Raw genomic sequence first — 23,549 nt, 5'->3', positions numbered from 1 at the left:
GGGCTAAAAATATGCTAGAACTAGATTTAATGGACGAAACACAAACACTATCCGAAGAAACAATTACACTTGTTGAAAAAGTTTTAACTTCTGCTGCAACGCAATTAGGTGTAAAAGAAGGAAGTGAAGTAAGTGTTACATTTGTAACGAATGAGGCTATTCAAGAGATTAATAAAACTTATCGCCAAAAAGATATGCCAACAGATGTTATTTCTTTTGCTATGGAAGAAATGGGAGAAGGGGAAATAGAGATTAAGGATGCGGATATTCCTACGTTGCTTGGCGATATTATCATTTCTGTCGAACGTACAACAGAACAAGCGGCATCTTATGGACATACTTTTGAACGAGAGCTTTGTTTTTTAGCAGTACATGGTTTTTTACATTTACTTGGTTACGATCACGGTACAGAAGAAGAAGAAAAAGAAATGTTCGGTTTACAAGAAACGATTTTACAGGCTTTTGGTTTAAAGCGTGAAGGCCATGAACTTTCGTAAATTCTTTAAGTCTTTCGTTTTTGCCTTTCAAGGCATTATACTTGTAATTAAAAGTGAGCAAAATTTCCGCTTTCATGTACTGGCAGCAGTTGTTGTTTTATTGGCAAGTTTATTAACGGGATTGTCCAAATGGGAATGGATAATCATTGTAATGTTAATTTGCGGGATGTTCATGATAGAATTAGTAAATGCGTCGATTGAACGTGTGGTGGATTTAGCATCACCAGAGTTACATCCCCTTGCAAAACAGGCAAAGGATCTAGCAGCAGGTGCTTGTCTCGTGTATGCCATTTGCACGGTAATCGTTGGCTTAATCATATTTATCCCGAAATGGACGGGAATATTATTTTAGAGGTGAATTAGATGAATAAAGAAATGTTATTAGCAGCATCTATTAAAGCGAGAGAGAATGCGTATGTGCCTTATTCAAAGTTTAAAGTTGGAGCAGCACTTTTAACGAAAGACGGAGAAGTAATCCATGGTTGTAATATTGAAAATGCATCATTTGGTTTGACTAACTGTGCAGAGCGTACTGCTGTATTTAAAGCAGTATCTGAAGGGAAAAAAGATTTTGCGGCGATTGCAATTGTTGCTGATACAGAAGGACCTGTCTCTCCTTGCGGTGCATGCAGACAAGTACTAGTAGAATTTTGTGAAAAAGATATGCCGGTTTTGTTAACGAACTTGAATGGTGAAGTATTAGAAACGACAGTTGCAGAGTTATTACCGGGCGCATTTAAAACGGAGGATATGGAATATGGAGCAAAATAACAAAGGGTATAAATCGGGATTTATCTCGATTATTGGACGTCCTAATGTAGGGAAATCCACATTTTTAAATCGAGTAATTGGCCAAAAGATTGCCATAATGAGTGACAAGCCTCAAACAACTCGAAACAAAGTACAAGGTGTCCTAACATTAGATGACAGCCAAATGATTTTCATTGATACACCTGGTATTCATAAACCAAAGCATAAGCTTGGTGATTTCATGTTAAAAGTAGCTAAAAACACACTTCGTGAAGTGGATGCTATTTTATTTATGGTGAATGCAACAGAACCAAGAGGTAAGGGTGATGAGTTCATCATTGATATGCTTGAAAATAATGAAACACCCGTATTCCTAGTTATCAATAAAATCGATCAAGTACATCCGGAGGAGCTAATCTCAATCATCGAGTCGTATAAAGACAAATATGATTTTGCAGAAATAGTACCGATATCTGCATTACAAGGAAATAATGTAGATCGATTGCTTGAAACTATTCAAAAATACTTGCCAGAAGGCCCTCAATATTACCCTGCGGATCAAGTAACAGATCATCCAGAACGTTTCATCATCTCTGAATTAATCCGTGAAAAGGTACTCCATTTAACGCGTGAAGAGATCCCTCATTCCATTGCGGTAGTTATTGATAAGATAAAAAAAGAAGAAGATACGGAAAAAGATATGATCCGTGTAATGGCAACGATTATCGTGGAGCGGGATTCCCAAAAAGGAATTGTTATCGGGAAAAGAGGCGCACTTTTAAAAGAAGTGGGCACAAGAGCACGCCATGATATCGAAATGCTACTTGGAACGAAAGTATTCTTAGAATTATGGGTAAAAGTGCAAAAAGATTGGCGCAATAAATCGACCCATTTACGTGATTATGGATTTAGAGAAGACGAGTATTAAGAAATCAAAAGCGGAAGCGCCTATGTTAAAGAATACAGTCTAAGTTCGCGACATCGTGTCGCAACAACTGTATGACCTGCATCCTGCAGGCCTCCGACAGGCAAATGGGGATGAGGTAGGTCTGCAAAGTACGCCACATCCTGTGGTAAAGCAGACATGACCCGCATCGTGTGGGCCCAGGAGGCAGCTCCTCAGCCACCACAAGCGATTTTGTATGCGACGAGCTGTGCGCAGGAGCACATGGTTTTAACTGCGACGAGCTGTGCGCAGGAGCAAGGCGCTGGAGCTAGACACTAAGAAGGAAGGGAAGGCTTTTGCTTCAAAAAGTAGAAGGCATTGTCTTGCGGACTTCATCTTACGGAGAAACGGATAAAATTGTTACGATATTTTCACGAGAATTAGGAAAAAGAGCGGCAATGGCTCGTGGTGCTAAAAAACCAACGAGCCGATTATCTTCTATATCCCAGCCATTCACCTATGCGTTTTTTTTAATTCAGCAAGGAAGAGGGATGGGAACTTTACAACAAGGGGAAATTATTGACTCGATGCGCTCCATTCGAGAGGATATTTTTACTACTGCATATGCTAGCTTCATCATGGAGCTGGTGGATAAGTTAATAGAAGATGAATATCCGAAACCACATGTGTTTACTATTTTGCAAGAAGCACTGGAGGCCATTTCCGGGGAATATGATCCAGAAGCAATTAGTTTATTTGTAGAATGGAAGATGCTACCCATTGCTGGGATTTATCCGGTGTTGCATCAATGTGTCAACTGCGGAGCAACGGACGGGGAATTTGCGTTTTCATTTGCTCAAATCGGATTTCTTTGCCACAGATGCTTTTCAGTCGATCCATATTTAATACGACTTACCCCGGCACAAGTAAAGTTAATCCGTACCTTTTATACCGTTCCGATAAGCCAAGTTGGCAAGCTTACTTTGAAAAAAGAAACAAAGGGCTTTATCAAAAAAATTGTACGAACCATTTATAATGAACAAGTAGGAATTCGATTAAAGTCCCAAGGATTTTTAGATCAAATGGAAAAGACGCCAGAATTTTTTAATCCAATAAAAGATCCAAGTTCAGAAGAATAACTTCGAACTTGGATCTTTTTATATGTTGAAATCTTGAGCTATCCGAGCAATTATTTGGGGTAACCGAACATAAATCGGCTATCCGAGTATTTATCTGTATTATCCCAGCAAAGAAATGTTACCAAATTATAACCAAACGACAATCAAACAATAGCCGCGATCAACTTCCACTCCCCAATTTTAAAAACCAAATCAGACAATGTCTAATTTGGTTTTTTAACATTAAAATTGTAATTTTTCTTCAATATATGCTTTCACATCTGCAATTGGCATTCTTGTTTGTTCCATAGAATCACGGTGGCGAACTGTTACTTGGCCATCTGTTTCTGAATCGAAATCGTATGTGATGCAGAATGGTGTTCCGATTTCGTCTTGGCGGCGGTAACGTTTACCGATTGATTGAGATTCGTCATAATCTACCATAAAGTGTTTACTTAAATCAGAGAACAAAGCTGTTGCACCTTCTGATAACTTTTTAGATAAAGGTAAAACTGCTGCTTTCACTGGAGCTAGAGCTGGGTGGAAACGCAGTACAGTACGCTTATCGTCACCTTCTAGTTGCTCTTCGTCATACGCTTCACATAGGAATGCAAGTGTTACACGATCCGCCCCAAGAGATGGTTCGATGCAATAAGGTACATAACGTTCATTCGTAATTGGATCGATATAGTTAAAATCTTCTCCAGAATGTTCCATATGTTGTTTTAAGTCAAAGTCGGTACGATCAGCGATACCCCATAGCTCTCCCCAACCAAATGGGAATTTATATTCGATATCTGTCGTAGCATTAGAATAGTGGGATAGTTCATCTTCTGAGTGATCGCGTAGTCGAATACTATCCTCTGCAACGCCTAAGTTCAGTAACCAATCTTTACAGTAGTTACGCCAGAACTCAAACCATTCCATATCTTCGCCTGGTTTACAGAAAAATTCTAATTCCATTTGTTCGAATTCTCTTGTACGGAATGTAAAGTTACCAGGAGTAATTTCGTTACGGAAGCTTTTTCCTACTTGCGCAATACCAAATGGCATTTTTTTACGCATAGAACGTTGAACATTTTTGTAGTTTACAAAAATACCTTGAGCTGTTTCAGGTCGTAAGAAAATTTCGTTTGTAGATGATTCTGTTACCCCTTGGAATGTTTTAAACATTAAGTTGAACTGACGAATATCTGTATAGTCAAACTCTCCACAAGAAGGGCATACTACATGATGCTCTTTCATGATTTCTGCCATTTTTTCAAATGAAAGGCCGTCAATAACCATTTCAATTCCTTTTTTATCAAGTGCATCTTCGATAATTTTGTCCACACGATGACGAGATTTACATTTTTTACAGTCAATCATTGGATCATTAAAATTGCCGATATGTCCAGATGCTACCCATGTTTTTGGATTCATTAAAATGGCTGCATCCAATCCTACGTTGTGTGGGGATTCTTGTACGAATTTTTTCCACCAAGCTTTTTTAATATTATTTTTTAATTCCACACCAAGTGGCCCGTAATCCCAAGTGTTTGCAAGTCCGCCATAAATTTCAGATCCTGGGAATACAAAACCTCTTTGTTTTGCTAAGCTAACTACTGTTTCCATTGAAAATTCCATAACAAACCCTCCATTTTTTAACTTAATTCAGCAGAAGTCCCTTGCTTCTATAAGTGCTGGATAATGCTATAATTTCTTCAATTCAATAGGGGGAAATCCCCAGCTGAATGAAGTTAAAGCCTCCGGCGGATGCCACAGATTTTGAAGGGAGTTAATTGAGCAAGCTCAATTCAAAATCTGGGCGCAATCACGTCGAGTCGTGATTGATTATTGCTTTCAAAAAGAAAAAACTCGTCTCCGGGCTAAATTAGCCCGGGGACGAGTTTTTAACCCGCGGTTCCACCCCGATTGATTGAAAAATACAATCCTCTTTAAAAGCATAAGCTCTGAGCTGCCGTTTCCTGTATTGTGGTCTTTCACTATCACCACTCGCTAAATTTACAGTACTTATAATACTCTTCAACGCTTTATTATTTGTTGTTATTGTAACATGAGCCAGTTTACTTCGCAATAAAGGAGTAAGTAGTATATAATAATTTAGTATTAAGCAAACAATTTGAGGCGGTGATTCCAATCGAACTCAACAAACGGCAAAATGAAATTTTGGAAATTGTTAAAGGAAATGGCCCTATTACAGGCGAGCAAATTGCAGAACGACTAAGCTTAACTAGGTCTACGCTTCGCCCCGATCTTGCTATTTTAACAATGGCTGGTTTTTTAGACGCCAGACCGCGTGTTGGTTATTTTTATTCCGGCAAAAAAACAAGCCAAGCTATTTCAGATAATATCGCACAGATGGTAGTAAAAGACTTCCAATCTATTCCCGTTGTTGTAGAAGAAAGCATGACAGTATATGATGCTATATGTCATATGTTTTTAGAAGATGTAGGATCTTTATTTGTCGTGGATAAACAATCTCTATTGTCTGGTGTACTTTCTAGAAAAGATTTCTTACGAACGAGCATTGGAAATCAGGATTTAAACAAAATGCCAGTACATATGATTATGACGAGAATGCCGAATATTACGTATTGTATGAAAGAAGATACCATTATTGAAGTGGCAAATAAATTAATGAGTCGTCAGATTGATTCATTACCAGTAGTGAAAGAACGAAAAGATGGTTTAGAGGTCGTTGGAAGAATTACGAAAACGAATATTACACGTGCTTTCTTGTCTTTAGCCGATGACCATGACTTATAAGGAGTGACACGATGAAAATGTTAAACCTGTTTATTGTCTCAGATTCAATCGGTGAAACGGGAGAACTAGTGGCAAAAGCGGCGGTAAGTCAGTTTAGACCTGGTCTACAACATACAAAGTTAAAAAGATTTACCCATATTGATTCATTGGATCATATTAAAGAAATTACTGAACTAGCGAAAGAACAAAATGCTATTATTTTATATACGCTTGTGCAAACGAAAATGCGTGACGCGTTAATAGAAAACTGTAGGGCATATGGTTTAGATTCAGTCGACCTGATTGGTCCACTGATTCATCTTTTAGAAAAAAATTTAGAAGAAAAACCATTTGAGGAGCCTGGTTTAGTTCGCAAGCTAGATGAAGATTATTTTAAAAAAATTGAAGCAATCGAATTTGCTGTAAAATACGATGATGGAAGAGATCCACGTGGCTTATTGCAAGCAGACATTGTACTAATCGGAGTCTCTAGAACTTCAAAAACGCCTTTGTCACAATACTTGGCGCATAAAAGGTACAAAGTAGCAAACGTCCCATTAGTACCGGAAGTAGAGCCTCCGGAAGAATTATTCCAGGTAGATCCTGCAAAATGCTTTGGCTTAGTAATCACACCAGAAAAACTAAATTCTATACGTAAAGAAAGATTAATAGCAATTGGTTTAAATGATGATGCTAGTTATGCTAAGATAGAACGGATAAATGAAGAAATTGCTCATTTTGAAAAAGTAGTAAAAGAAATTGGATGTACTGTTATCGATGTAACAAATCGGGCAGTAGAAGAAACGGCCAATTTAGTAATTAATCACATTCAACAAAAATAATTATAAAAAAATGAACCGATTCACATTTGTGAAAAGGTTTTTTTGTATTGCGAATCGAATAAAGTATAGATTAATAATGTGAAATGTTTTATAATAGTTAATTGTGGTAAAAAATAATAACTATATGAAACTTTTTTTATGAATTATTTTGTCGTTTCTTGCAGGATTTTTCTTGTTTATCTCGAATTAATAAAGTAGCGAGCAAAGATGGTGAAATAATGACGAATCGTATAGAAGAAGAAGTTATCGAACAAGTTAGGAATAACACAGATATTGTCGATGTTATTAGCGAATATGTTCAACTTACGAAAAGAGGTAGGAATTATTTTGGTTTATGCCCTTTTCATGGGGAACAAACACCATCTTTTTCAGTAACGCAGGAGAAACAGATTTTTCATTGTTTCGGGTGCGGTGCTGGTGGAAATGTAATTACATTTTTAATGGATATCGAAAATCTTTCGTTCCAAGATGCGGTAAGTAAACTTGGAAGTCGGATTGGACTTTCGATTGAAGAAAGTTCCTCCAATCATTCAGAAGCAAAAGCACCTGTCTCAAAAGAAGTATCAATTATGAAAAAGGCGCATGAATTTGCGAGCGATTATTTTCATCATTTGTTACTTCATACGGAGGAAGGAGAAAATGCATTACATTACTTAAAGGAAAGAGGGTTTTCTACTGAAATCATCGAAAAGTATAAAATTGGGTGGTCATTACCTAATTGGGATGCTTTAACAACATTATTAGCACGAAAAGGTATGGATTTACAAGAAATAGAGAAAACTGGGCTTATTATCCGAAAAGAAAATGAATTAAAGTATTTCGACCGTTTTAGAGGAAGAATTATGTTTCCTGTTTTCGATGAAACGGGACATGTAATAGCCTTTTCAGGAAGAATACTTGAAAAAAGTGAAAATGAAGCAAAATATTTAAATAGCCCGGAATCACCAATATTCCAGAAAAGCCAGGTACTTTATAATCTAGATAAAGCTCGTCTAGAAATTCGAAAACAACGAAATGTGATTGTCTTTGAAGGCTTTCTAGATGTAATTGCTGCATCTACAGCTGGAATTTCCAATGGCATTGCAACAATGGGGACGGCTTTGACGTCTCAACATATTATAAAACTGAATAGATTGACATCAAACGTCACATTATGTTATGACGGGGATAAAGCTGGTATGGAAGCAGCTAAAAGAGCAGCAATTGCTTTACAAGCTCAAAACATTCAAACAGAGGTAGCAATTATTCCGGATGCAATGGATCCAGATGATTATATTAAAAACTACGGAGAAGAAGCTTTTCGCACCAAAATTATGGAAAAGCCACATTCTTATTTATCCTTTATGATGATTGTTTCTAAACGTGATAAGAATTTTAACAATGAAAATGATACATTACAGTATATTCAAGAAATATTGGAAATACTGAGTGAGAGAAATTCTTCTGTAGAGCGCGATCTGTACATTCGACAACTTTCGCAGGAAACAAACGTTTCAGAAGAAGCAATCTATCAACATTTACGAAAACTTCAAGGAAAAAAAGCAAAACAATTTAAAAGTGAACCATCCATTCCTCTCCCAACCAATCAAGAATTGACTAAAAAGAAGAGGACTATCTCAGCAGATGAGAGAGCAGAGCGAATGTTACTTTCTCATATGCTGCACAATGCACAAATAATTGATATTGCACGAAATAATGCTGGAGAACAATGTTTTATTAGGGATGCATACGAGGCAGTTTATGTACGCTTAACCGGATTTTATGAACAGTATCCAGATGGAGATTATCAACGATTTTTAGAAGTACTAAATGATGCACAACTTAGAAATATAGTTATGGAAGCAGCGCTCTCAGAACGTGATCCAGAACATGAAACAGAGGAAGTCATGGACTGCTTGCGCCATATTCGAAAATACCGGATAGAGCAACAAATTGAGCGGAAGTTACATGAAGCAAAAGAAGCAGAGAAAATGACGGATATGACAAAAGCTTTGCAACTTGCTCAAGAAGCTATTCAGTTAAAAAAGTCGTTAGCAACTTTTGAATAAACATCCGGTAGCAAAAGGAGGATTTCTTATGGCGGACAAGTCTGAACGTACAAAAGAAACGGATATTGAATTATCATTAGAAGATGCAAAAAAACAATTAATCGAATTAGGTAAAAAAAATGGGGAGTTAACGTATCACGATATTGCGGAAAAGCTAGCTCATTTTGAATTGGAATCGGATCAAATCGAGGAATTTATCGATCATCTAGAAGGAAAAGAAATTGAACTTAGCCGAAAAGATGGCGATGAAGAAGATTTAGATCGTTTGATGAAGGGGAAAGAAGAAACTTTCGATTTAAATGATTTAAGTGTGCCGCCTGGTGTAAAGATTAATGATCCTGTTCGTATGTACTTAAAAGAAATCGGACGCGTAGATCTACTAAAAGCGTCTGAAGAAATTGCACTTGCGGAAAGAATAGAACAAGGCGATGAAGAAGCTAGAAAACGTCTAGCAGAAGCAAACCTTCGATTAGTAGTAAGTATTGCAAAGCGTTATGTAGGTCGTGGAATGTTGTTCTTAGATCTAATCCAAGAAGGAAATATGGGACTAATTAAAGCAGTTGAAAAGTTTGATCACCGTAAAGGGTTCAAATTTAGTACGTACGCTACTTGGTGGATTAGACAAGCAATTACTCGTGCCATTGCAGACCAAGCTCGTACAATACGTATTCCGGTGCATATGGTTGAAACAATCAATAAGTTAATTCGTGTACAACGACAATTATTGCAAGATTTAGGTCGCGAACCTTCTCCAGAAGAAATTGGAGAAGAGATGGATTTACCTCCAGAAAAAGTACGTGAAATCCTAAAAATTGCACAAGAGCCAGTTTCTTTAGAAACACCTATTGGAGAAGAAGATGACTCCCACTTAGGCGATTTTATCGAAGATGCTGATGCTCAATCCCCTTCTGATCATGCTGCATATGAATTACTAAAAGAACAATTAGAAGATGTGCTAGATACTTTAACAGATCGAGAAGAAAATGTACTACGTCTTCGATTTGGTTTAGATGATGGTCGTACGAGAACATTGGAGGAAGTAGGAAAAGTATTTGGTGTCACACGTGAGCGTATTCGCCAAATTGAAGCGAAAGCACTACGTAAACTTCGTCATCCTTCTCGCAGTAAGCGTCTAAAAGACTTCTTAGAATAATTTAGGAAGAGACATCCTTGTAGGGTGTCTTTTTCTGTTTTATACTTATGGATAACTGTCAGATGAAATGAGGACGAGCCATGTCAGTTCAACGTAAGCAAATTATCCTAAATGAGATTGCTTTTTGGAAGAAAAATAAATTACTTCCTGAACATTATTGTGACTTTCTAACAGCCCTCTATGCGCAAGGAGAAGGGGTCGAGGATGAAAGAAAAGAAAAATATTCGCAAGCATTACTAGCGAAGGAAAACAAGAACAAAACGTTTTTATATGTAATACTCGGATTCGTTACAGTACTTTTAATAGCATCACTTATACTAGACGCTACCGCTGCATTTATCCCAATTATTGCAACAGGAATTGCGATATGCTTATTTTTATACATAGCTATTAAACTAGCAAAAACTAAATCGATAATGACACCTTTATTGTTCGTTTTTTCAGCCCTATTACTATTAGGAATATCGTTTAAAGTGTGGGATGTTTATTTTATTGAATACCCTTTAGTGTTAATTGGTTTTATGATTGGAAATTGTTTAATATGGTTGTTTTCCGGGTTACTTTTGAAACTCGTATATTTTAGTATTTCCGGTATGGTTGGAACAGCACTTATATTATTTTACTTATTTAAATTTTATTTTTAATTTAATCGTTCGAACACCAACAGACAAACTTGTTGGTGTTTTTTCTTTTCCAGCGATAATGATGTAGTAATTATTTCGTTCTTGATGTTTGTGTAAAATGGGATCCTTGCGAAAGTTATAAAATTATAATGGTGAAAGTTGGTTAATCAACAGCCGGATCATACATATTAATTCATCATTCGACAACTTTGGGTGTGACTTACCTATTTTCTGAGTAAAAAATATCATTTTCTAAAAAAATAACTAACTATTTTAAATTTAAGTTGAAATTGAAAACCCTTTCAGCTTATAATCTATATAAACCGATTTACTAAACCGGTTTATAAACAAATAGTAAATACATTGATAACTAATTTAGTTGATAAAAAAGTAGAAAAAGTCCTATTCATGTGAAAGGAGTATATGATTTTGGTTTCAAATTTTGGTGTTTTTACACTAGGGGATGCTTTGATTACATTTAATCCATCCGATACTGGGCCTCTGAGATATGTTCCAAGCTTCTCACGAAAAGTGGGAGGTGCTGAATTGAACTTTGCGATCGGTTGTGCACGCTTAGGACTAAGGTCGAAGTGGATGAGCCGTTTAGGTGGAGATGAATTCGGTCGAGTAATTTATAATTTTGCACGTGGTGAAGGAATAGATGTTTCAGAAGTGAAGCTAGTGGATGGTTATCCTAGTTCTTTAAATTTCAAAGAAATTCGGGAAGACGGTTCTGGAAAAACATTCTACTATCGATATCAATCTCCCATTTTAACAATGGAACCAAGTGATATCACAGAAGCAATATTAGAAGGTGTTGATATTGTTCATCTAACTGGCGTATTTTTAGCGATTGACCCGAAAAATCTAGACATTACTATACAAGTATTGAAGCTTGCAAAGGAAAAAAATATTCCTGTTTCTTTTGATCCAAATATTCGGTTGAAGCTTTGGACGATGGAAGAAGCAATTGCTGCATATATGAAAGTTTTCCCTTATGTTGATATTTTACTAACTGGAAGAGATGAAATTGAGTTGATACATGGAGATTCTTCCGAAGAATCGTTAGAGGCATTTGCAGTAAAATTTAATATCACTCATTTGGTCATCAAAGATGGTGGAAACGGTGCGAAAGTATTCATAAATGGCGAATGGTTTAAAAAAGAAGCATTTAAAGTACAGCCAATTGATACAGTTGGTGCAGGTGATGGATTTGACGCTGGTTATGTTTATTCTTATCTACATAATTATACTCCACTTGAAAGCTTACAGTTCGCTAATGGAGTAGGGGCACTTGTTACAACAGTTTCAGGTGATAATGAAGGACTTCCTGAACTCGACGAGGTATTATCTTTTATTCGCAATGAAAAAGTTATCGAGAGATGAAATAATTCAAAATGAATAATATTCATTGCTTCGATTTAAGGAGGAAAGTTATATGTCCAAACACTCAATTCTTGCACAACTAACAGAAACAAAAGTAGTAGCAGTAATTAGAGGTAATAGCTATGAAGAGGCAGTACAACTGACAAAGGCAGCTGTAGAAGGTGGTATTCGTGCAATTGAATTAACGTATACAACGCCACAATTGGAGAAAGCATTTAGTGAACTGCATGATATCGACGCATTATTAGGTGCTGGTACGGTGCTTGATCCTGAAACGGCAAGACATGCAATTTTACATGGTGCAAAATTTATCGTTAGTCCACATTTCAGCGCAGAAGTTGCTACTGTTTGTAATAGATATGGCATTCCTTATTTACCTGGTTGCATGACAATCCTAGAGATGGTGAAAGCGTTAGAAGCGGGATGCGATATTTTGAAACTTTTCCCAGCGAATAACTTCAGTCCTTCCTTCATTAAGTCTGTCAAGGGTCCACTTCCACATGTAGAGATTATGCCAACAGGTGGGATAAACGCAGGCAATATGAAGGAATGGCTTGATGCCGGTGCTGTCGCAATTGGTGTAGGTAGTGATTTAAACAAAGCTTATAAAACAGGCGGCTATGATGCTGTTGTAGAAGCTAGCAAAAATTATATGGAAGCTAGTTTAAATTGAAAGGAGAGGTAGTACGATGAATATTACTTTTCGTTGGTATGGAAGAGGCAATGACACAGTAACACTCGAACAAGTAAAACAAATTCCAGGTACAAAAGGAATAGTATGGGCGCTTCATCAAAAACCTGTTGGAGAAGTATGGGAACGAGAAGAGATAAAATCCGAAGTTGAATATATCGAATCATTCGGTTTTCATGTGGATGTAGTAGAAAGCGTCAATGTACATGAGGCGATCAAATTAGGAAATAGTGAACGGGATCAATATATCGAAAACTATAAAGAAACGATTCGTAACCTTTCCGAATTTGGTGTTAAAGTAATTTGTTATAATTTCATGCCAATTTTTGACTGGACACGTACAGAAATGTTCCATCCGTTAGAAGATGGTTTTACTGCTTTGTTTTTTGAAAAATCGAAAGTGGAAAATTTAGATCCACAAGAACTTGTAAAAACAGTTAGCGAAGCATCCGAATTAACTTTACCAGGATGGGAACCAGAAAAAATGGCCCGAATTTCTGAATTATTCGAAGCTTATAAGGAAGTGGATGAAGCAAAGCTATGGGATAACTTAGCTTACTTCTTAAACGAGATTTTGCCAGTTGCCGAATCTGTAGGTATTAAAATGGCGATACATCCAGATGATCCGCCATATTCTATTTTTGGATTACCAAGAATAATTACAGGAGAAGCAAGCTATGAAAAACTAATCGAAATTTCAGATTCACCTGCAAACGGTTTCACTATGTGTACAGGTTCAATGGGTGCAAATCCTGAAAATGATATGGTTCAAGTTGCTAGAAAGTATGCTTCACGTTCACCGTTCTCCCATATTCGAAATGTAAAAGTTTATGAAAATGGCGATTTTGTAGAGACATCTCATTTCACAAGTGATGGTTCTATAGATATAAAAGGTGTCGTGCAAGAGCTCAATAAGCAAAATTATGATGGATACGTAAGACCAGACCACGGTCGTCATATTTGGGGAGAAGTTTGCCGACCAGGTTATGGTTTGTATGACCGTGCATTAGGCATTATGTACTTAAACGGATTATGGGATGCTTTTGAGATGAAGAAGGGGGATATCGAATAATGATTCCTATTCATGAAAATTTAAAAGATCGTGTTGCTGTTATTACTGGTGGAAGCGGCGTTTTATGTTCTCAAATGGCTCGTGAACTTGCACGACAAGGAGTTAAAGTAGCAATTTTGAACAGAACAGCAGTAAAAGGTGAAAAAGTAGCTTCTGAAATTGCAATGGCTGGAGGGACTGCTATTGCAATAGAGACGGATGTCCTTAATAGAGAATCTCTCGAACATGCAAAAGAAACAATCTTACAGCAATTCGGTCGTATTGACATTCTAATTAACGGAGCTGGAGGAAATCACTCGGACGCAATTACTGGTCCGGAAAAATATGATGATAACACAGAAGGGAAATCATTTTTTGAATTAGACGAAAATGGATTTTCTAATGTATTTTCATTAAATTTTACAGGAACCTTCTTACCAAGTCAGGTATTCGGGAAAGAATTATTAAAAGCAGATGCTCCTGCCATTGTTAATATTTCATCCATGAGTTCTTATGCGCCTCTAACGAAAATACCAGCCTATAGTGCAGCAAAGGCTTCTATCAATAATTTTACTATGTGGATGGCTGTACATTTTGCTGAGACGGGTTTAAGAGTAAATTCAATTGCTCCAGGTTTTTTCCTTACAACTCAGAATAAGGATCTACTGGTAGACGGAGAAGGAAATTATACGGCACGTTCTAAAAAGATTATCGAAGCCACTCCAATGAAAAAGTTTGGGGAACCTAATGATTTACTAGGTGCTTTACTTTTTCTAGTAGATGAATCATATTCCTCATTTGTTACGGGAACGACGCTAGCAGTGGACGGCGGTTTCATGGCTTATTCGGGGGTCTAGGTCACATGAAAACCTCAACTATTGCTGATGTTGCAGCTCACGCAAAAGTATCTAAAAGTACAGTATCGCAGTATTTAAACAAACGTTACGAATATATGAGCGAAACTACGCGTAAAAGAATTAAAGAATCGATTGAAGCGTTAAATTATCGACCAAATATTGTAGCTCGAAGTTTAAAACAGAAATCTACTTTTACAGTTGGAGTAATCGTTGCTAACATTCTGCACTCCTTTTCAACGCAAATTATTCGGGCGATTGAAAATAATTTTCATGAACATGGGTTTCATATTATCGTATGTAATGCAGACGATGAACCCGATAAAGAAAGAAACTATATCGAGATGTTAATGGCGAAACAAGTCGACGGCATTATTATATTCCCGACTGGGGGAAATCTTGATTTGTATAAGCAAATGAAAAAACAACATTTTCCAATTGTATTTATGGATAGAACAATCGAAACTACAGAAATCCCTTCAGTAATGTTGGACAATCATCAAGCATCCAAACTAGCGGTTGATTGTTTTGTGGAAAGCGGTTACACGCGTATAGCAATCGTCACCACTTCGATTATAAGAAATATTAGTCCGCGTGTAGAAAGGATTGAAGGGTACAAAATAGCACTTGAACAGCATGGTTTACCGATTGACCCAGAATACATTAAAACATCGGAGCTAGAAAATATAGAAGGGGTGCTAGACGAGTTATTTAAACTTGATCTAGCTCCTCAGGCTATTTTAGCTGCGAATGACAGAGTTTTGATTGAAGTATTGAAATACATAAAAAAGCAGAATTTAATTATTCCAAATGATATAGCGCTTGTTGGTATTGATGATGTATCATTTGCAAGTTTTTTTACACCTAAGATTACGACAATTTCACAACCTGCTGTCGAAATGGCGAATATAGCAGTTAACTTGCTGTTAAATCAAATCAGAAATGAACCTAGTACTAACGAAACAACTGTTTATCGTTTAGCTGCTACTTTGAATGAAAGAGAATCTTGTTCATTCGATAGATAAAATATTTGTACGAATATGCTGTGTTAAAGAAAATTGAAATATTACAATAAAAAAGGTTGGATTTGGGAGGAAATGAATATGGATTGGATTTTAGAATACTTGCCATTAATTTGGGTATTTCTAGGGGTAGCATTATTATTATATTTGAATATAGTTGTAAAGCTAAATAGTGTACTTGCTCTTTTAATTGTTGCAATACTCGTTGGTATATTGAACGGTTTAACTTTAGATGCAGTTATCGTATCTATCAAAACAGGTTTTGGTGGCACGCTCGGAAGTTTAGCCATTATAATCGGAATGGGTGCTGTCCTCGGTAAATTAATGGTCGATTCTGGAGCTGCTCAACGTGTAGCTTCAACATTATTGAACAAATTCGGAGTGAAAAACGTTGAATGGGCTATCTTAATTGTTGGTTCTATTTTCGGTGTTTCAGTATTTTATGAAGTAGCTTTTATCATTCTTGCTCCACTTGTGATTAGTATTGCAATTGAAGCTAAAATTCCATATTTGCGTTTAGGAATTACGATGGTTGCAGCCGCTACAATGGCGCATAGTATTTTCCCACCACAACCTGGGCCAACTGCACTTGTAGAGGCTTATGGTGCGGATATGGGTATGGTTTATATATTGGGCTTGGTTGTGGTCATCCCGTCAGTAATTGCAGCGGGAATTATTTTACCTAGATTGTTACGTAATTTAGATCGTCCTGTACCACCACTATTAAAAAAATCGAAAGAGTTTGCTGATGATGAAATGCCTAGTTTTGGAATTAGTTTAGTAGTTCCACTATTACCTGCAATCATTATTACAAGTGCTACCGTATTAAATCTTTTTATTGATGAGACATCAAAGTTCTCTCAAATAATTAACTTCTTTGGTAGTGCAGAAATTAGTATGATCTTAGCCGTATTAATCGCTATTTATGTATTTGGATTACGTAGAGGTCGTACGATGCCAGAAATAATGTCGTCATTTTCTGGTGCAATCGAAGGCATAGCGATGATTGTTTTTATCGTTGGTGCAGGTGGCGCGTTTAAACAAATTATTTTAGATACAGGAATTGGAGATTTCATTGCAGGAATGATGGAGAATACGAGTGTATCCCCATTAATTATGGCTTGGGTGATCACTGCAATGATACGTATCGCAACAGGGACAGGCGTTGTTTCGGCAATTACCGCAGCTGGAATCGTTGGACCTCTCATTCATACATTTGATGTGAACCCTGTATTAATGGTATTAGCTACAGCTGCAGGAAGTAATACGATTACCCATGTAAATGATGCTTCGTTCTGGCTGTTCAAAGAGTATTTTAATTTATCTATTAAAGATACGTTTAAAACTTGGGGCCTTCTATTATTCACGACATCAATTGTTGGTCTTGGAGTTGTATTAATCCTTAGTTTATTTATCTAATGAAATAAAAGCTGTCTTTAAGTCCGTGAATCTGGATTTTAAGACAGCTTTTTTGATTATTGTGCGATCATTTTGTCCTCCCTTCCTTAAAAAAAATTAAGAAAGTATCCCCAGCATCTAGCAAAAATTAATTATTAGTTTGGATATAGCGCCAATGCTGTTTAAAGCAAATGAGGTTTTGATTTTCAAATAGCGAATCTCGCTGTTTGAAAAGAGATTATTAAATATATATTCTTTTTTTATATTAAACTCCAAAAAGTTTTTATTTTCAGTATAATGAAATAGTAAGGGTTTAATATTTACAAAGGGGATGGCAGAAATGAACTTTGATTTGACACAAGAACAAGCAATGATTCGCAAGACGATTCATGAATTTGCGAATGAAGTAGTCGCACCAGGTGCAATTGAGCGAGACAAGACAAAAGAGTTTCCAAAAGAAATCTTTAAACAGCTAGCCGACATGGGGATGATGGGCTTACCGTTTGCAGAAGAGTATGGCGGAGCAGGATCAGATACTATAAGTTTTGCTATTGTAACAGAGGAACTGAGTCGAGCATGTGCTTCAACTGGCATTACTTACTCTGCGCATATTTCACTTGGTGGAGCTCCTCTAAACTTGTTTGGAACAGAAGAACAGAAACAAAAATATTTAGTACCAATTTGTACGGGAGAATCATTCGGAGCATTCGGGCTAACAGAACCTAACGCTGGATCGGATGCAGGAGGAACCCAAACCACTGCAAAAGAAGATGGTAGCGACTTTGTTATTAATGGTAATAAGTCATTTATTACAAATGCTAGCTATGCGAAACATCTAGCTTTAACGGCTATAACGGATGTAAAGGATGGGAAAAAAGAAATATCAGCGATTATTGTACCAACTGATGCGGAAGGGTTTAAAGTCATCGACAATTACGAGAAAATGGGTCTAAATGCTTCTAATACGACGGAATTAGTAATTGAAAATGTTCGAGTACCACAAGAAAACTTGCTTGGGAAACGTGGGAATGGGTTTAGACAATTTTTAGTGACACTTGATGGTGGGCGAATTGGTATAGGAGCAATGGCAGTTGGAATTGCGCAAGCTGCATTTGACCGCGCATTACGCTATTCAAAAGAACGTAAACAATTTGGAAAAACGCTTTCTGAATTTCAAGTAACACAATTTAAGTTAGCAGATATGGCGATGAAAATCGAATTAGCTCGAACGATGGTGTATAAAGCGGCATGGCTGAAAGACCAAGGACGAGCATTTGGAAAAGAAGCTTCTATGTGCAAACTGTATGCATCAGAAATTGCGATGGAAGTGGCAGATCAAGCAATTCAAATTCATGGCGGTTATGGCTACATGAAGGAATATGAAGTAGAACGTTTCATGAGAGATGCGAAACTTCTTGAAATTGGAGAAGGTACTTCTGAAGTGCAACGTATGGTAATTGCAAGACATATTGGTTGCTAGTCCAAATTATGTCTAAATTGTCACAAAGAAATAAAACTTCCTCCTTAGGACTTTTCGTTTCCGTTAGAATGCAGTACAATATTAGTGTTGACTAATTCTATTTAGAAAAGTACATAACAAGAGGGAGGGTAAATGATGAAAAAGAATCCAATTATTCCATTTATATTAATTATGGCATTTGGAATTGGTTTAATTTTCTTCTTATCCATGGAAGGCGTAAGCAATAAAGAAGAAATTGCTGCAACTGAAGAAGCTGCTGAAGGCGGTGCAGCTGAAGGTGAAGCAACGGCAGGTTCGTTTGATCCTGAAGCATTTGCACAAGGTAAATGTATTTCATGTCACGGTAACACATATGAAGGACAAGGCTCATTCCCAGCATTAGTAGGGACTGCTCTTTCAGAAGATGAAATCAAAGACGTTTTAGCTAATGGTAAAGGTGCAATGCCAGGTGGTTTAGTACCAGCTGAAAATATTGATGCTATGGCTGCTTGGGTTAAATCTTTAGAATAGTATCATTTTCAACAAGACCTTCGATTCTATAAATGAATCGAGGTCTTTTTTACTTTTTGTTATAATGAGATGTAGAAGAGGTGTTTACAATATGAATGCAAAAAATTTATCGGAAAGACTTAAAACAGTCGCTTCCTTTGTAGAAAAAAATACTATTTTGGCGGATATCGGAAGTGATCATGCTTATTTGCCTTGTTATTTAGTGCATACAGGTATTATTACACAAGGAATTGCAGGTGAAGTAGTGAAAGGACCATTTGAATCTGCGCTAAAGCAAGTGAGAAGCGAAGGGCTAGAAAAGCAAATAGATGTGCGTTTTGGAAATGGTTTAGAAGTAATTGAAAAGACGGATAATGTCCAAACAATTACAATAGCCGGTATGGGTGGTCCCCTTATTGCCTCCATTTTAGAAGCTGGAAAAGATAAACTCGATACGATTGAAACATTAATTTTACAGCCAAATATTCACGCAAAAGCAATTCGTGAATGGGCAATGAAAGAAAATTGGAAAATCGTAAACGAAACAATACTAGAAGAGCATGATAAAATTTATGAAGTTGTTGTCCTTCAAAAAGGTCTAATGGAACTAACCGAGGCAGAATTACTAGTTGGTCCTTTTTTGATGAAAGAAAAGTCATCTGTTTTTCAAAAAAAATGGTCTAATGAACTAAGTGAATGGCAACGAATCATGGACCAACTAAATAAAACTGTGGAGTCCAAAGATGTACAACAAAAGAAAGAAGAGCTTGAAAGAAAAATCGCTTTAGTGAAGGAGTCGTTATAGAAAATGAAACAACCAAATGGTCAACAGATCATCTCTCTTTTTGAACAATGGGCACCCAAATCACTAGCCGTCGAAGGTGATTCGATTGGACTTCAAGTAGGTACACTAAATAAGCCGGTTTCTAAAGTACTTGTTACACTGGATGTAAACCAAAAAGTTGTACAAGAAGCCTTAGAACTAGGCTGTGAGTTAATAATTGCGCATCATCCTCCAATATTTCGTGGGTTGAAAAATATGAGGACCGATTTACCACAAGGAAAACTTGTAGAACAATTAATTAAGCATAATATTGCGGTATATGCTGCACATACGAATCTCGATATAGCAACTGGCGGAGTCAACGATTTATTAGCAAATGCATTGAAGTTAGAAAATGTAGAAATATTGGAGCAAACAACTGCTGAAAAGTTGATGAAGCTAGCGGTATTTACGCCTAAAGAATCGACAGAACAAGTGAGAACAGCTTTAGCAAACGCGGGAGCTGGTCAAATTGGCGATTACACTAATTGCAGCTTTACTTCACAAGGTGAAGGACGTTTTAAGCCGTCAGCATGTGCAGATCCTTATATTGGTAATGCAAATGTGCTAACTGTTGTGGCGGAAGATAAAGTAGAAGTAGTGTTTCCTATATCTATTAAAAATCGTGTACTAAAAGCTTTGCTTACGTCGCATCCTTATGAAGAGCCTGCCTATGACCTTCTACTTATGGACGTAGAAGTGAATGAAAAGGGGCTTGGAAGAATTGGGACATTGGCAAATCCAGTTACGCTTTCCGAATATGCACAAACTGTGAAAGAACAATTACAAGTTCCGTTTGTACGCGTAGTTGGAGAGTTGGATAAACCTGTTCAAAAGGTTGCAGTACTTGGTGGGGATGGCAATAAATACATCCAAACAGCGAAACGAGCAGGAGCAGATGTATTTATTACAGGAGACATGTACTTTCATGTGGCGCAAGATGCCGAAGCAATAGATTTGGCGGTAATTGATCCAGGTCATCATGTAGAGTCTATTATGAAAACAGGTGTCGCAGATTATATGAATACAGCATGTATCGAAAAGAAACTAGCATGTACATTCATTCCATCCAAGCTTTCTACAGAACCATTTCAACTAATTTAAAATAGAAAGCAGCTTCCAACAAGGGAGGTCATAGAAAAGTTCACCATTCTAGACTAGAACAAGTAACCCTATCATACACGCTTCGGCTACCACTTAAAGGCGTCTACACCGGTTCTATATAGGCATATTGAAGATATCTAATTCAATCCAATGTAGACAAAAACTGGAGAGCTTTCCCTCGATTTTATAGAGGAATCATAGTGAAAATTACTAAAGAAAAAATGCGACATTTCGTTCAAAATTGAACGAAATGTCGCATTTTGAATTTAAATACGATTTCAAATTATAAACGTAAGTTTTTCAGTGGCCTCCTGTAGCAATATGTCTTTATAGCTTCGAGAGTAGCAGGGGTCAGTACAGCAGAGGCATTCAAAGGGGTTACCAGGTTATAATAGCTGACCTTATTATCCTATTTATTGTAATTCTATTTTTACCTACTTGGTGGGACTTAGCTGAATATCTGAAAAATTAATATTTACAGAGAATTATTGTTGATCTAGTTTCATACATTAATTAAAATAGAACAGTGTTCTTTTTTATTGAATTATAAAATGAGATGACAATAAAAAAATAAGAAGCTCACAAAAAAGAGATTTTTATTTTCTGTAACACACGATTGAAAGCGCTTTCTATCTAGCTGTTGCTAAAGTTGTTATTTTAGATATTAACCAAGAACGAGGAGAAATAGTGGTTGAAAAATAAAACAAAATGGTGAGGAAGCACAATTTTACAAAACAGATTTATTAGATTTAGATGCCCTAAAACAAGTTATTGACAGAATAAATCAGCAATATTGTAAGATAGACATTTTGTTGAACCATATGTTGGAATGCCTGATGCTGGTGATGTAGTAAATGTAATGTAAAGAGACTTTGACTTTGCCATGGGACTTAATCTAAAAAGACGATTTTTTACTAACCTTAGCATCATTTTTTTGCTAATAGGTTTGCTCCTGCTCGTCCCATTCCTGAAAAGTTAACCGATTTCGTTCCCTAGCAGTTTATTTGTCATAGCACAAGATTCGAGTGAATGCGATTTGACCAGGGCTTACAGAGACTCCAATGATGCAGTTTTTTACGAGACCGAATATATTTTAACCGATATCCATTGGGAAGTTTTGCACGTGTGGGTTATATTAGAAAAGCAGCTCTGTTTCGTTTTTGTTTCTAAAAAAACGTCTAAATGTTGGTGAGTTTCGCTCTATTTGTGTTGAGGATAATAACTATTATTGGGTAGAGTTATTTTTAACTTTATAAATATTGCGGTCAAAAATCAAAATAATCAATTTAATATTTTTATTATTTAGAAAATTTTGAATTGACATATATTCATATAATACTTATTATTAAAACAGTACAGTGTTCCTTTTTAATTTAAACAAGAAAGGAAAGATGTTTGTGAAATCAGAAATAGAAGGCGAAGTAATTTGGAATCCTTCTCAACTATACATTGAGAAAACATTAATGCAGCAATATATGAACTGGTTAAAAGAAAAGATGTGAAAACAAAGAAAAGCTTTTCTAAAAAATAGAATGCGAATATCTATCATTTTAAATGAGGAGTGAAGCAGTTGAATAAATCGTTACAAGAATTGATTGGAAAAGAATTAGATACATTTACCTTTAGAGTAGAAACAGGAAAAATCAGAGAGTACGCCGAAGCTATTGGGGATCTAAGAGAGGAATATGTAAATGGAGAGAAGATTTTACCAACTTTCCCTACTGTTATCGAATACTGGGGTGGAGGCTACTTAGCCTGGTATTCACTAGGACTAGACAAGCAGAAGGTTTTGCACGGTGAACAGGAATACGAGTATATTGGAAAGATCAAACCTGGTGATACCATTACAGTTCATTCAATAGTAGAAGATGCTTACACAAAGTCTACAATGAATTTTATCATTCTTAAGAAGGAATATTTTAATGGGACAGGTCAACTTGTATTAAGATCACGTTCAACCATTGTAGAAAGACATTAGGAGGGGAAAAAATGAACGTCGGATATCAATTTGATCCAATACAAAAGGAAGAAATAACTCATACACAGCTTGTTAGATATGCAGGAGCATCTGGAGATTTTAATCCACTTCACACTGTCGTCCCATTTGCAGAAGAAGCAGGATTAGGTGGAGTAATCGCTCACGGTATGTTGATTATGGGATTTATCGGCCAGGCAATCGGTGAATGGGTATCTGTGGATGATCTTGCGAAGTTTTCTGTTCGATTTAAAGCGATTACAAAACCGGGCGAGAAAATTACTGTAAGGGGTAAAGTGATTGATGATAAAGACGGCTGTTGGGTATGTGAAGCAGAAGCTGTTAACGAAGGTGGAGAAGTAAAGGTTAAAGGAATTTTTGAGGTTAGAAAGTAATTTATTTACCAACTTTCATTTTAAGAATTGTAAGCACTTTCATTACGAGTATTGGGGGTAATAAGATTGTAAAAATTTACTAGTGGAGACATAGCGAAACTTTCACAGACCTGTAGAAGTAACTGTATATGATTGATTATAAATTTAATTAATCACCTAGATATAATGTCTATTAATTAATATATCCTAGTTTTAATAATTTCATATAACTTTTCT

23 protein-coding genes are annotated in these 23,549 nt (G+C 36.5%); 22 read left to right on the top strand and 1 reads right to left on the bottom strand.

Going from position 1 to position 23,549, the window contains the following annotated elements; genetic code table 11:
• Positions 1-11: 11 nt before the first annotated feature.
• The 5 genes from ybeY (at position 12) to recO (ending at position 3,272) form a co-directional block, all read left to right on the top strand.
• Entirely contained in the window at positions 12-497 is a 486-nt protein-coding gene (gene ybeY, locus BMZ04_RS04735) for an rRNA maturation RNase YbeY (protein ID WP_093266078.1), read from the top strand.
• On the top strand, positions 484-849 hold the full coding sequence (locus tag BMZ04_RS04730) for a diacylglycerol kinase family protein (RefSeq protein ID WP_093266074.1): 366 nt from the start codon (positions 484-486) through the stop codon (positions 847-849). Before ybeY ends, BMZ04_RS04730 begins: the two co-directional genes overlap by 14 nt.
• A gap of 11 nt (positions 850-860) precedes the next feature.
• The gene (locus BMZ04_RS04725) at positions 861-1,268 is read left to right on the top strand and encodes a cytidine deaminase (RefSeq protein ID WP_093266071.1); all 408 of its coding nucleotides are present in this window, start codon (positions 861-863) and stop codon (positions 1,266-1,268) included.
• On the top strand, positions 1,255-2,175 hold the full coding sequence (gene era, locus BMZ04_RS04720) for a GTPase Era (RefSeq protein ID WP_093266068.1): 921 nt from the start codon (positions 1,255-1,257) through the stop codon (positions 2,173-2,175). Before BMZ04_RS04725 ends, era begins: the two co-directional genes overlap by 14 nt.
• Positions 2,176-2,489: 314 nt before the next feature.
• On the top strand, positions 2,490-3,272 hold the full coding sequence (gene recO / locus BMZ04_RS04715) for a DNA repair protein RecO (protein WP_093266065.1): 783 nt from the start codon (positions 2,490-2,492) through the stop codon (positions 3,270-3,272).
• 222 nt (positions 3,273-3,494) lie between these two features.
• On the opposite strand, the gene BMZ04_RS04710 is transcribed toward recO, so the two are convergent.
• Entirely contained in the window at positions 3,495-4,877 is a 1,383-nt protein-coding gene (locus BMZ04_RS04710; RefSeq protein ID WP_093266062.1) for a glycine--tRNA ligase, read from the bottom strand.
• A gap of 504 nt (positions 4,878-5,381) precedes the next feature.
• Between BMZ04_RS04710 and BMZ04_RS04705 the strand changes: the two genes are divergently transcribed.
• The 17 genes from BMZ04_RS04705 to BMZ04_RS04625 all read left to right on the top strand — a co-directional run bounded on the left by BMZ04_RS04705 (position 5,382) and on the right by BMZ04_RS04625 (position 23,333).
• Positions 5,382-6,020, top strand: a complete 639-nt coding sequence (locus tag BMZ04_RS04705) for a helix-turn-helix transcriptional regulator (protein WP_177184327.1) — start codon at positions 5,382-5,384, stop codon at positions 6,018-6,020.
• 11 nt (positions 6,021-6,031) lie between these two features.
• Positions 6,032-6,841 carry a pyruvate, water dikinase regulatory protein gene (locus tag BMZ04_RS04700; protein WP_093266058.1) on the top strand — a complete coding sequence of 270 codons (810 nt, stop codon included), beginning with the start codon at positions 6,032-6,034 and terminating at the stop codon, positions 6,839-6,841.
• Between the two features lie 218 nt (positions 6,842-7,059).
• A complete protein-coding gene (gene dnaG, locus BMZ04_RS04695) occupies positions 7,060-8,889 on the top strand; it encodes a DNA primase (protein ID WP_093266055.1) in 1,830 nt (609 codons plus the stop codon).
• A gap of 28 nt (positions 8,890-8,917) precedes the next feature.
• Complete coding sequence (gene rpoD, locus BMZ04_RS04690; protein ID WP_093266052.1) at positions 8,918-10,042, top strand: RNA polymerase sigma factor RpoD; 1,125 nt, start codon at positions 8,918-8,920, stop codon at positions 10,040-10,042.
• Positions 10,043-10,122: 80 nt separating this feature from the next.
• Positions 10,123-10,686, top strand: a complete 564-nt coding sequence (locus BMZ04_RS04685) for a hypothetical protein (protein ID WP_093266049.1) — start codon at positions 10,123-10,125, stop codon at positions 10,684-10,686.
• A 408-nt stretch (positions 10,687-11,094) separates the two neighbouring features.
• Positions 11,095-12,051, top strand: coding sequence for a sugar kinase (locus tag BMZ04_RS04680; RefSeq protein WP_093266046.1), 957 nt, complete (start codon positions 11,095-11,097; stop codon positions 12,049-12,051).
• A gap of 52 nt (positions 12,052-12,103) precedes the next feature.
• A complete protein-coding gene (locus BMZ04_RS04675) occupies positions 12,104-12,724 on the top strand; it encodes a bifunctional 2-keto-4-hydroxyglutarate aldolase/2-keto-3-deoxy-6-phosphogluconate aldolase (protein WP_093266043.1) in 621 nt (206 codons plus the stop codon).
• Positions 12,725-12,740: 16 nt separating this feature from the next.
• A complete protein-coding gene (uxuA, locus tag BMZ04_RS04670; RefSeq protein WP_093266040.1) occupies positions 12,741-13,814 on the top strand; it encodes a mannonate dehydratase in 1,074 nt (357 codons plus the stop codon).
• On the top strand, positions 13,814-14,650 hold the full coding sequence (locus BMZ04_RS04665; protein WP_093266038.1) for an SDR family oxidoreductase: 837 nt from the start codon (positions 13,814-13,816) through the stop codon (positions 14,648-14,650). The genes uxuA and BMZ04_RS04665 overlap by 1 nt, the downstream gene beginning before the upstream one ends.
• 5 nt (positions 14,651-14,655) lie before the next feature.
• The gene (locus tag BMZ04_RS04660; RefSeq protein ID WP_093266035.1) at positions 14,656-15,672 is read left to right on the top strand and encodes a LacI family DNA-binding transcriptional regulator; all 1,017 of its coding nucleotides are present in this window, start codon (positions 14,656-14,658) and stop codon (positions 15,670-15,672) included.
• A 78-nt stretch (positions 15,673-15,750) separates the two neighbouring features.
• A complete protein-coding gene (locus BMZ04_RS04655; RefSeq protein WP_093266033.1) occupies positions 15,751-17,088 on the top strand; it encodes a gluconate:H+ symporter in 1,338 nt (445 codons plus the stop codon).
• A gap of 319 nt (positions 17,089-17,407) precedes the next feature.
• The gene (locus BMZ04_RS04650) at positions 17,408-18,547 is read left to right on the top strand and encodes an acyl-CoA dehydrogenase family protein (protein WP_093266031.1); all 1,140 of its coding nucleotides are present in this window, start codon (positions 17,408-17,410) and stop codon (positions 18,545-18,547) included.
• 135 nt (positions 18,548-18,682) lie between these two features.
• Complete coding sequence (gene cccA / locus BMZ04_RS04645; RefSeq protein ID WP_093266028.1) at positions 18,683-19,057, top strand: cytochrome c550; 375 nt, start codon at positions 18,683-18,685, stop codon at positions 19,055-19,057.
• 91 nt (positions 19,058-19,148) lie between these two features.
• Positions 19,149-19,841 carry a tRNA (adenine(22)-N(1))-methyltransferase gene (locus tag BMZ04_RS04640; protein ID WP_093266026.1) on the top strand — a complete coding sequence of 231 codons (693 nt, stop codon included), beginning with the start codon at positions 19,149-19,151 and terminating at the stop codon, positions 19,839-19,841.
• A 3-nt stretch (positions 19,842-19,844) separates the two neighbouring features.
• Positions 19,845-20,963, top strand: a complete 1,119-nt coding sequence (locus BMZ04_RS04635; RefSeq protein WP_093266023.1) for a Nif3-like dinuclear metal center hexameric protein — start codon at positions 19,845-19,847, stop codon at positions 20,961-20,963.
• A gap of 1,570 nt (positions 20,964-22,533) precedes the next feature.
• Positions 22,534-22,941 carry an FAS1-like dehydratase domain-containing protein gene (locus BMZ04_RS04630; RefSeq protein WP_093266020.1) on the top strand — a complete coding sequence of 136 codons (408 nt, stop codon included), beginning with the start codon at positions 22,534-22,536 and terminating at the stop codon, positions 22,939-22,941.
• Between the two features lie 11 nt (positions 22,942-22,952).
• Positions 22,953-23,333, top strand: a complete 381-nt coding sequence (locus BMZ04_RS04625; protein ID WP_093266017.1) for a MaoC/PaaZ C-terminal domain-containing protein — start codon at positions 22,953-22,955, stop codon at positions 23,331-23,333.
• Positions 23,334-23,549 lie beyond the last annotated feature (216 nt).

It is taken from the genome of Psychrobacillus sp. OK032 (assembly GCF_900111345.1).
Classification (GTDB): domain Bacteria; phylum Bacillota; class Bacilli; order Bacillales_A; family Planococcaceae; genus Psychrobacillus.
The sequence above is the reverse complement of the archived record's forward strand: the minus strand, read 5'-3'. Positions and strand labels throughout refer to the sequence as shown.

Coding starts and splice junctions, on each gene's coding strand:
- ybeY (WP_093266078.1), top strand. CDS start 12: ATGCTAGAACTAGATTTAATGGACGAAACACAAACACTATCCGAAGAA.
- BMZ04_RS04730 (WP_093266074.1), top strand. CDS start 484: ATGAACTTTCGTAAATTCTTTAAGTCTTTCGTTTTTGCCTTTCAAGGC.
- BMZ04_RS04725 (WP_093266071.1), top strand. CDS start 861: ATGAATAAAGAAATGTTATTAGCAGCATCTATTAAAGCGAGAGAGAAT.
- era (WP_093266068.1), top strand. CDS start 1,255: ATGGAGCAAAATAACAAAGGGTATAAATCGGGATTTATCTCGATTATT.
- BMZ04_RS04710 (WP_093266062.1), bottom strand. CDS start 4,877: ATGGAATTTTCAATGGAAACAGTAGTTAGCTTAGCAAAACAAAGAGGT.
- BMZ04_RS04700 (WP_093266058.1), top strand. CDS start 6,032: ATGAAAATGTTAAACCTGTTTATTGTCTCAGATTCAATCGGTGAAACG.
- dnaG (WP_093266055.1), top strand. CDS start 7,060: ATGACGAATCGTATAGAAGAAGAAGTTATCGAACAAGTTAGGAATAAC.
- rpoD (WP_093266052.1), top strand. CDS start 8,918: ATGGCGGACAAGTCTGAACGTACAAAAGAAACGGATATTGAATTATCA.
- BMZ04_RS04685 (WP_093266049.1), top strand. CDS start 10,123: ATGTCAGTTCAACGTAAGCAAATTATCCTAAATGAGATTGCTTTTTGG.
- BMZ04_RS04675 (WP_093266043.1), top strand. CDS start 12,104: ATGTCCAAACACTCAATTCTTGCACAACTAACAGAAACAAAAGTAGTA.
- uxuA (WP_093266040.1), top strand. CDS start 12,741: ATGAATATTACTTTTCGTTGGTATGGAAGAGGCAATGACACAGTAACA.
- BMZ04_RS04665 (WP_093266038.1), top strand. CDS start 13,814: ATGATTCCTATTCATGAAAATTTAAAAGATCGTGTTGCTGTTATTACT.
- BMZ04_RS04660 (WP_093266035.1), top strand. CDS start 14,656: ATGAAAACCTCAACTATTGCTGATGTTGCAGCTCACGCAAAAGTATCT.
- BMZ04_RS04655 (WP_093266033.1), top strand. CDS start 15,751: ATGGATTGGATTTTAGAATACTTGCCATTAATTTGGGTATTTCTAGGG.
- BMZ04_RS04650 (WP_093266031.1), top strand. CDS start 17,408: ATGAACTTTGATTTGACACAAGAACAAGCAATGATTCGCAAGACGATT.
- cccA (WP_093266028.1), top strand. CDS start 18,683: ATGAAAAAGAATCCAATTATTCCATTTATATTAATTATGGCATTTGGA.
- BMZ04_RS04640 (WP_093266026.1), top strand. CDS start 19,149: ATGAATGCAAAAAATTTATCGGAAAGACTTAAAACAGTCGCTTCCTTT.
- BMZ04_RS04635 (WP_093266023.1), top strand. CDS start 19,845: ATGAAACAACCAAATGGTCAACAGATCATCTCTCTTTTTGAACAATGG.
- BMZ04_RS04625 (WP_093266017.1), top strand. CDS start 22,953: ATGAACGTCGGATATCAATTTGATCCAATACAAAAGGAAGAAATAACT.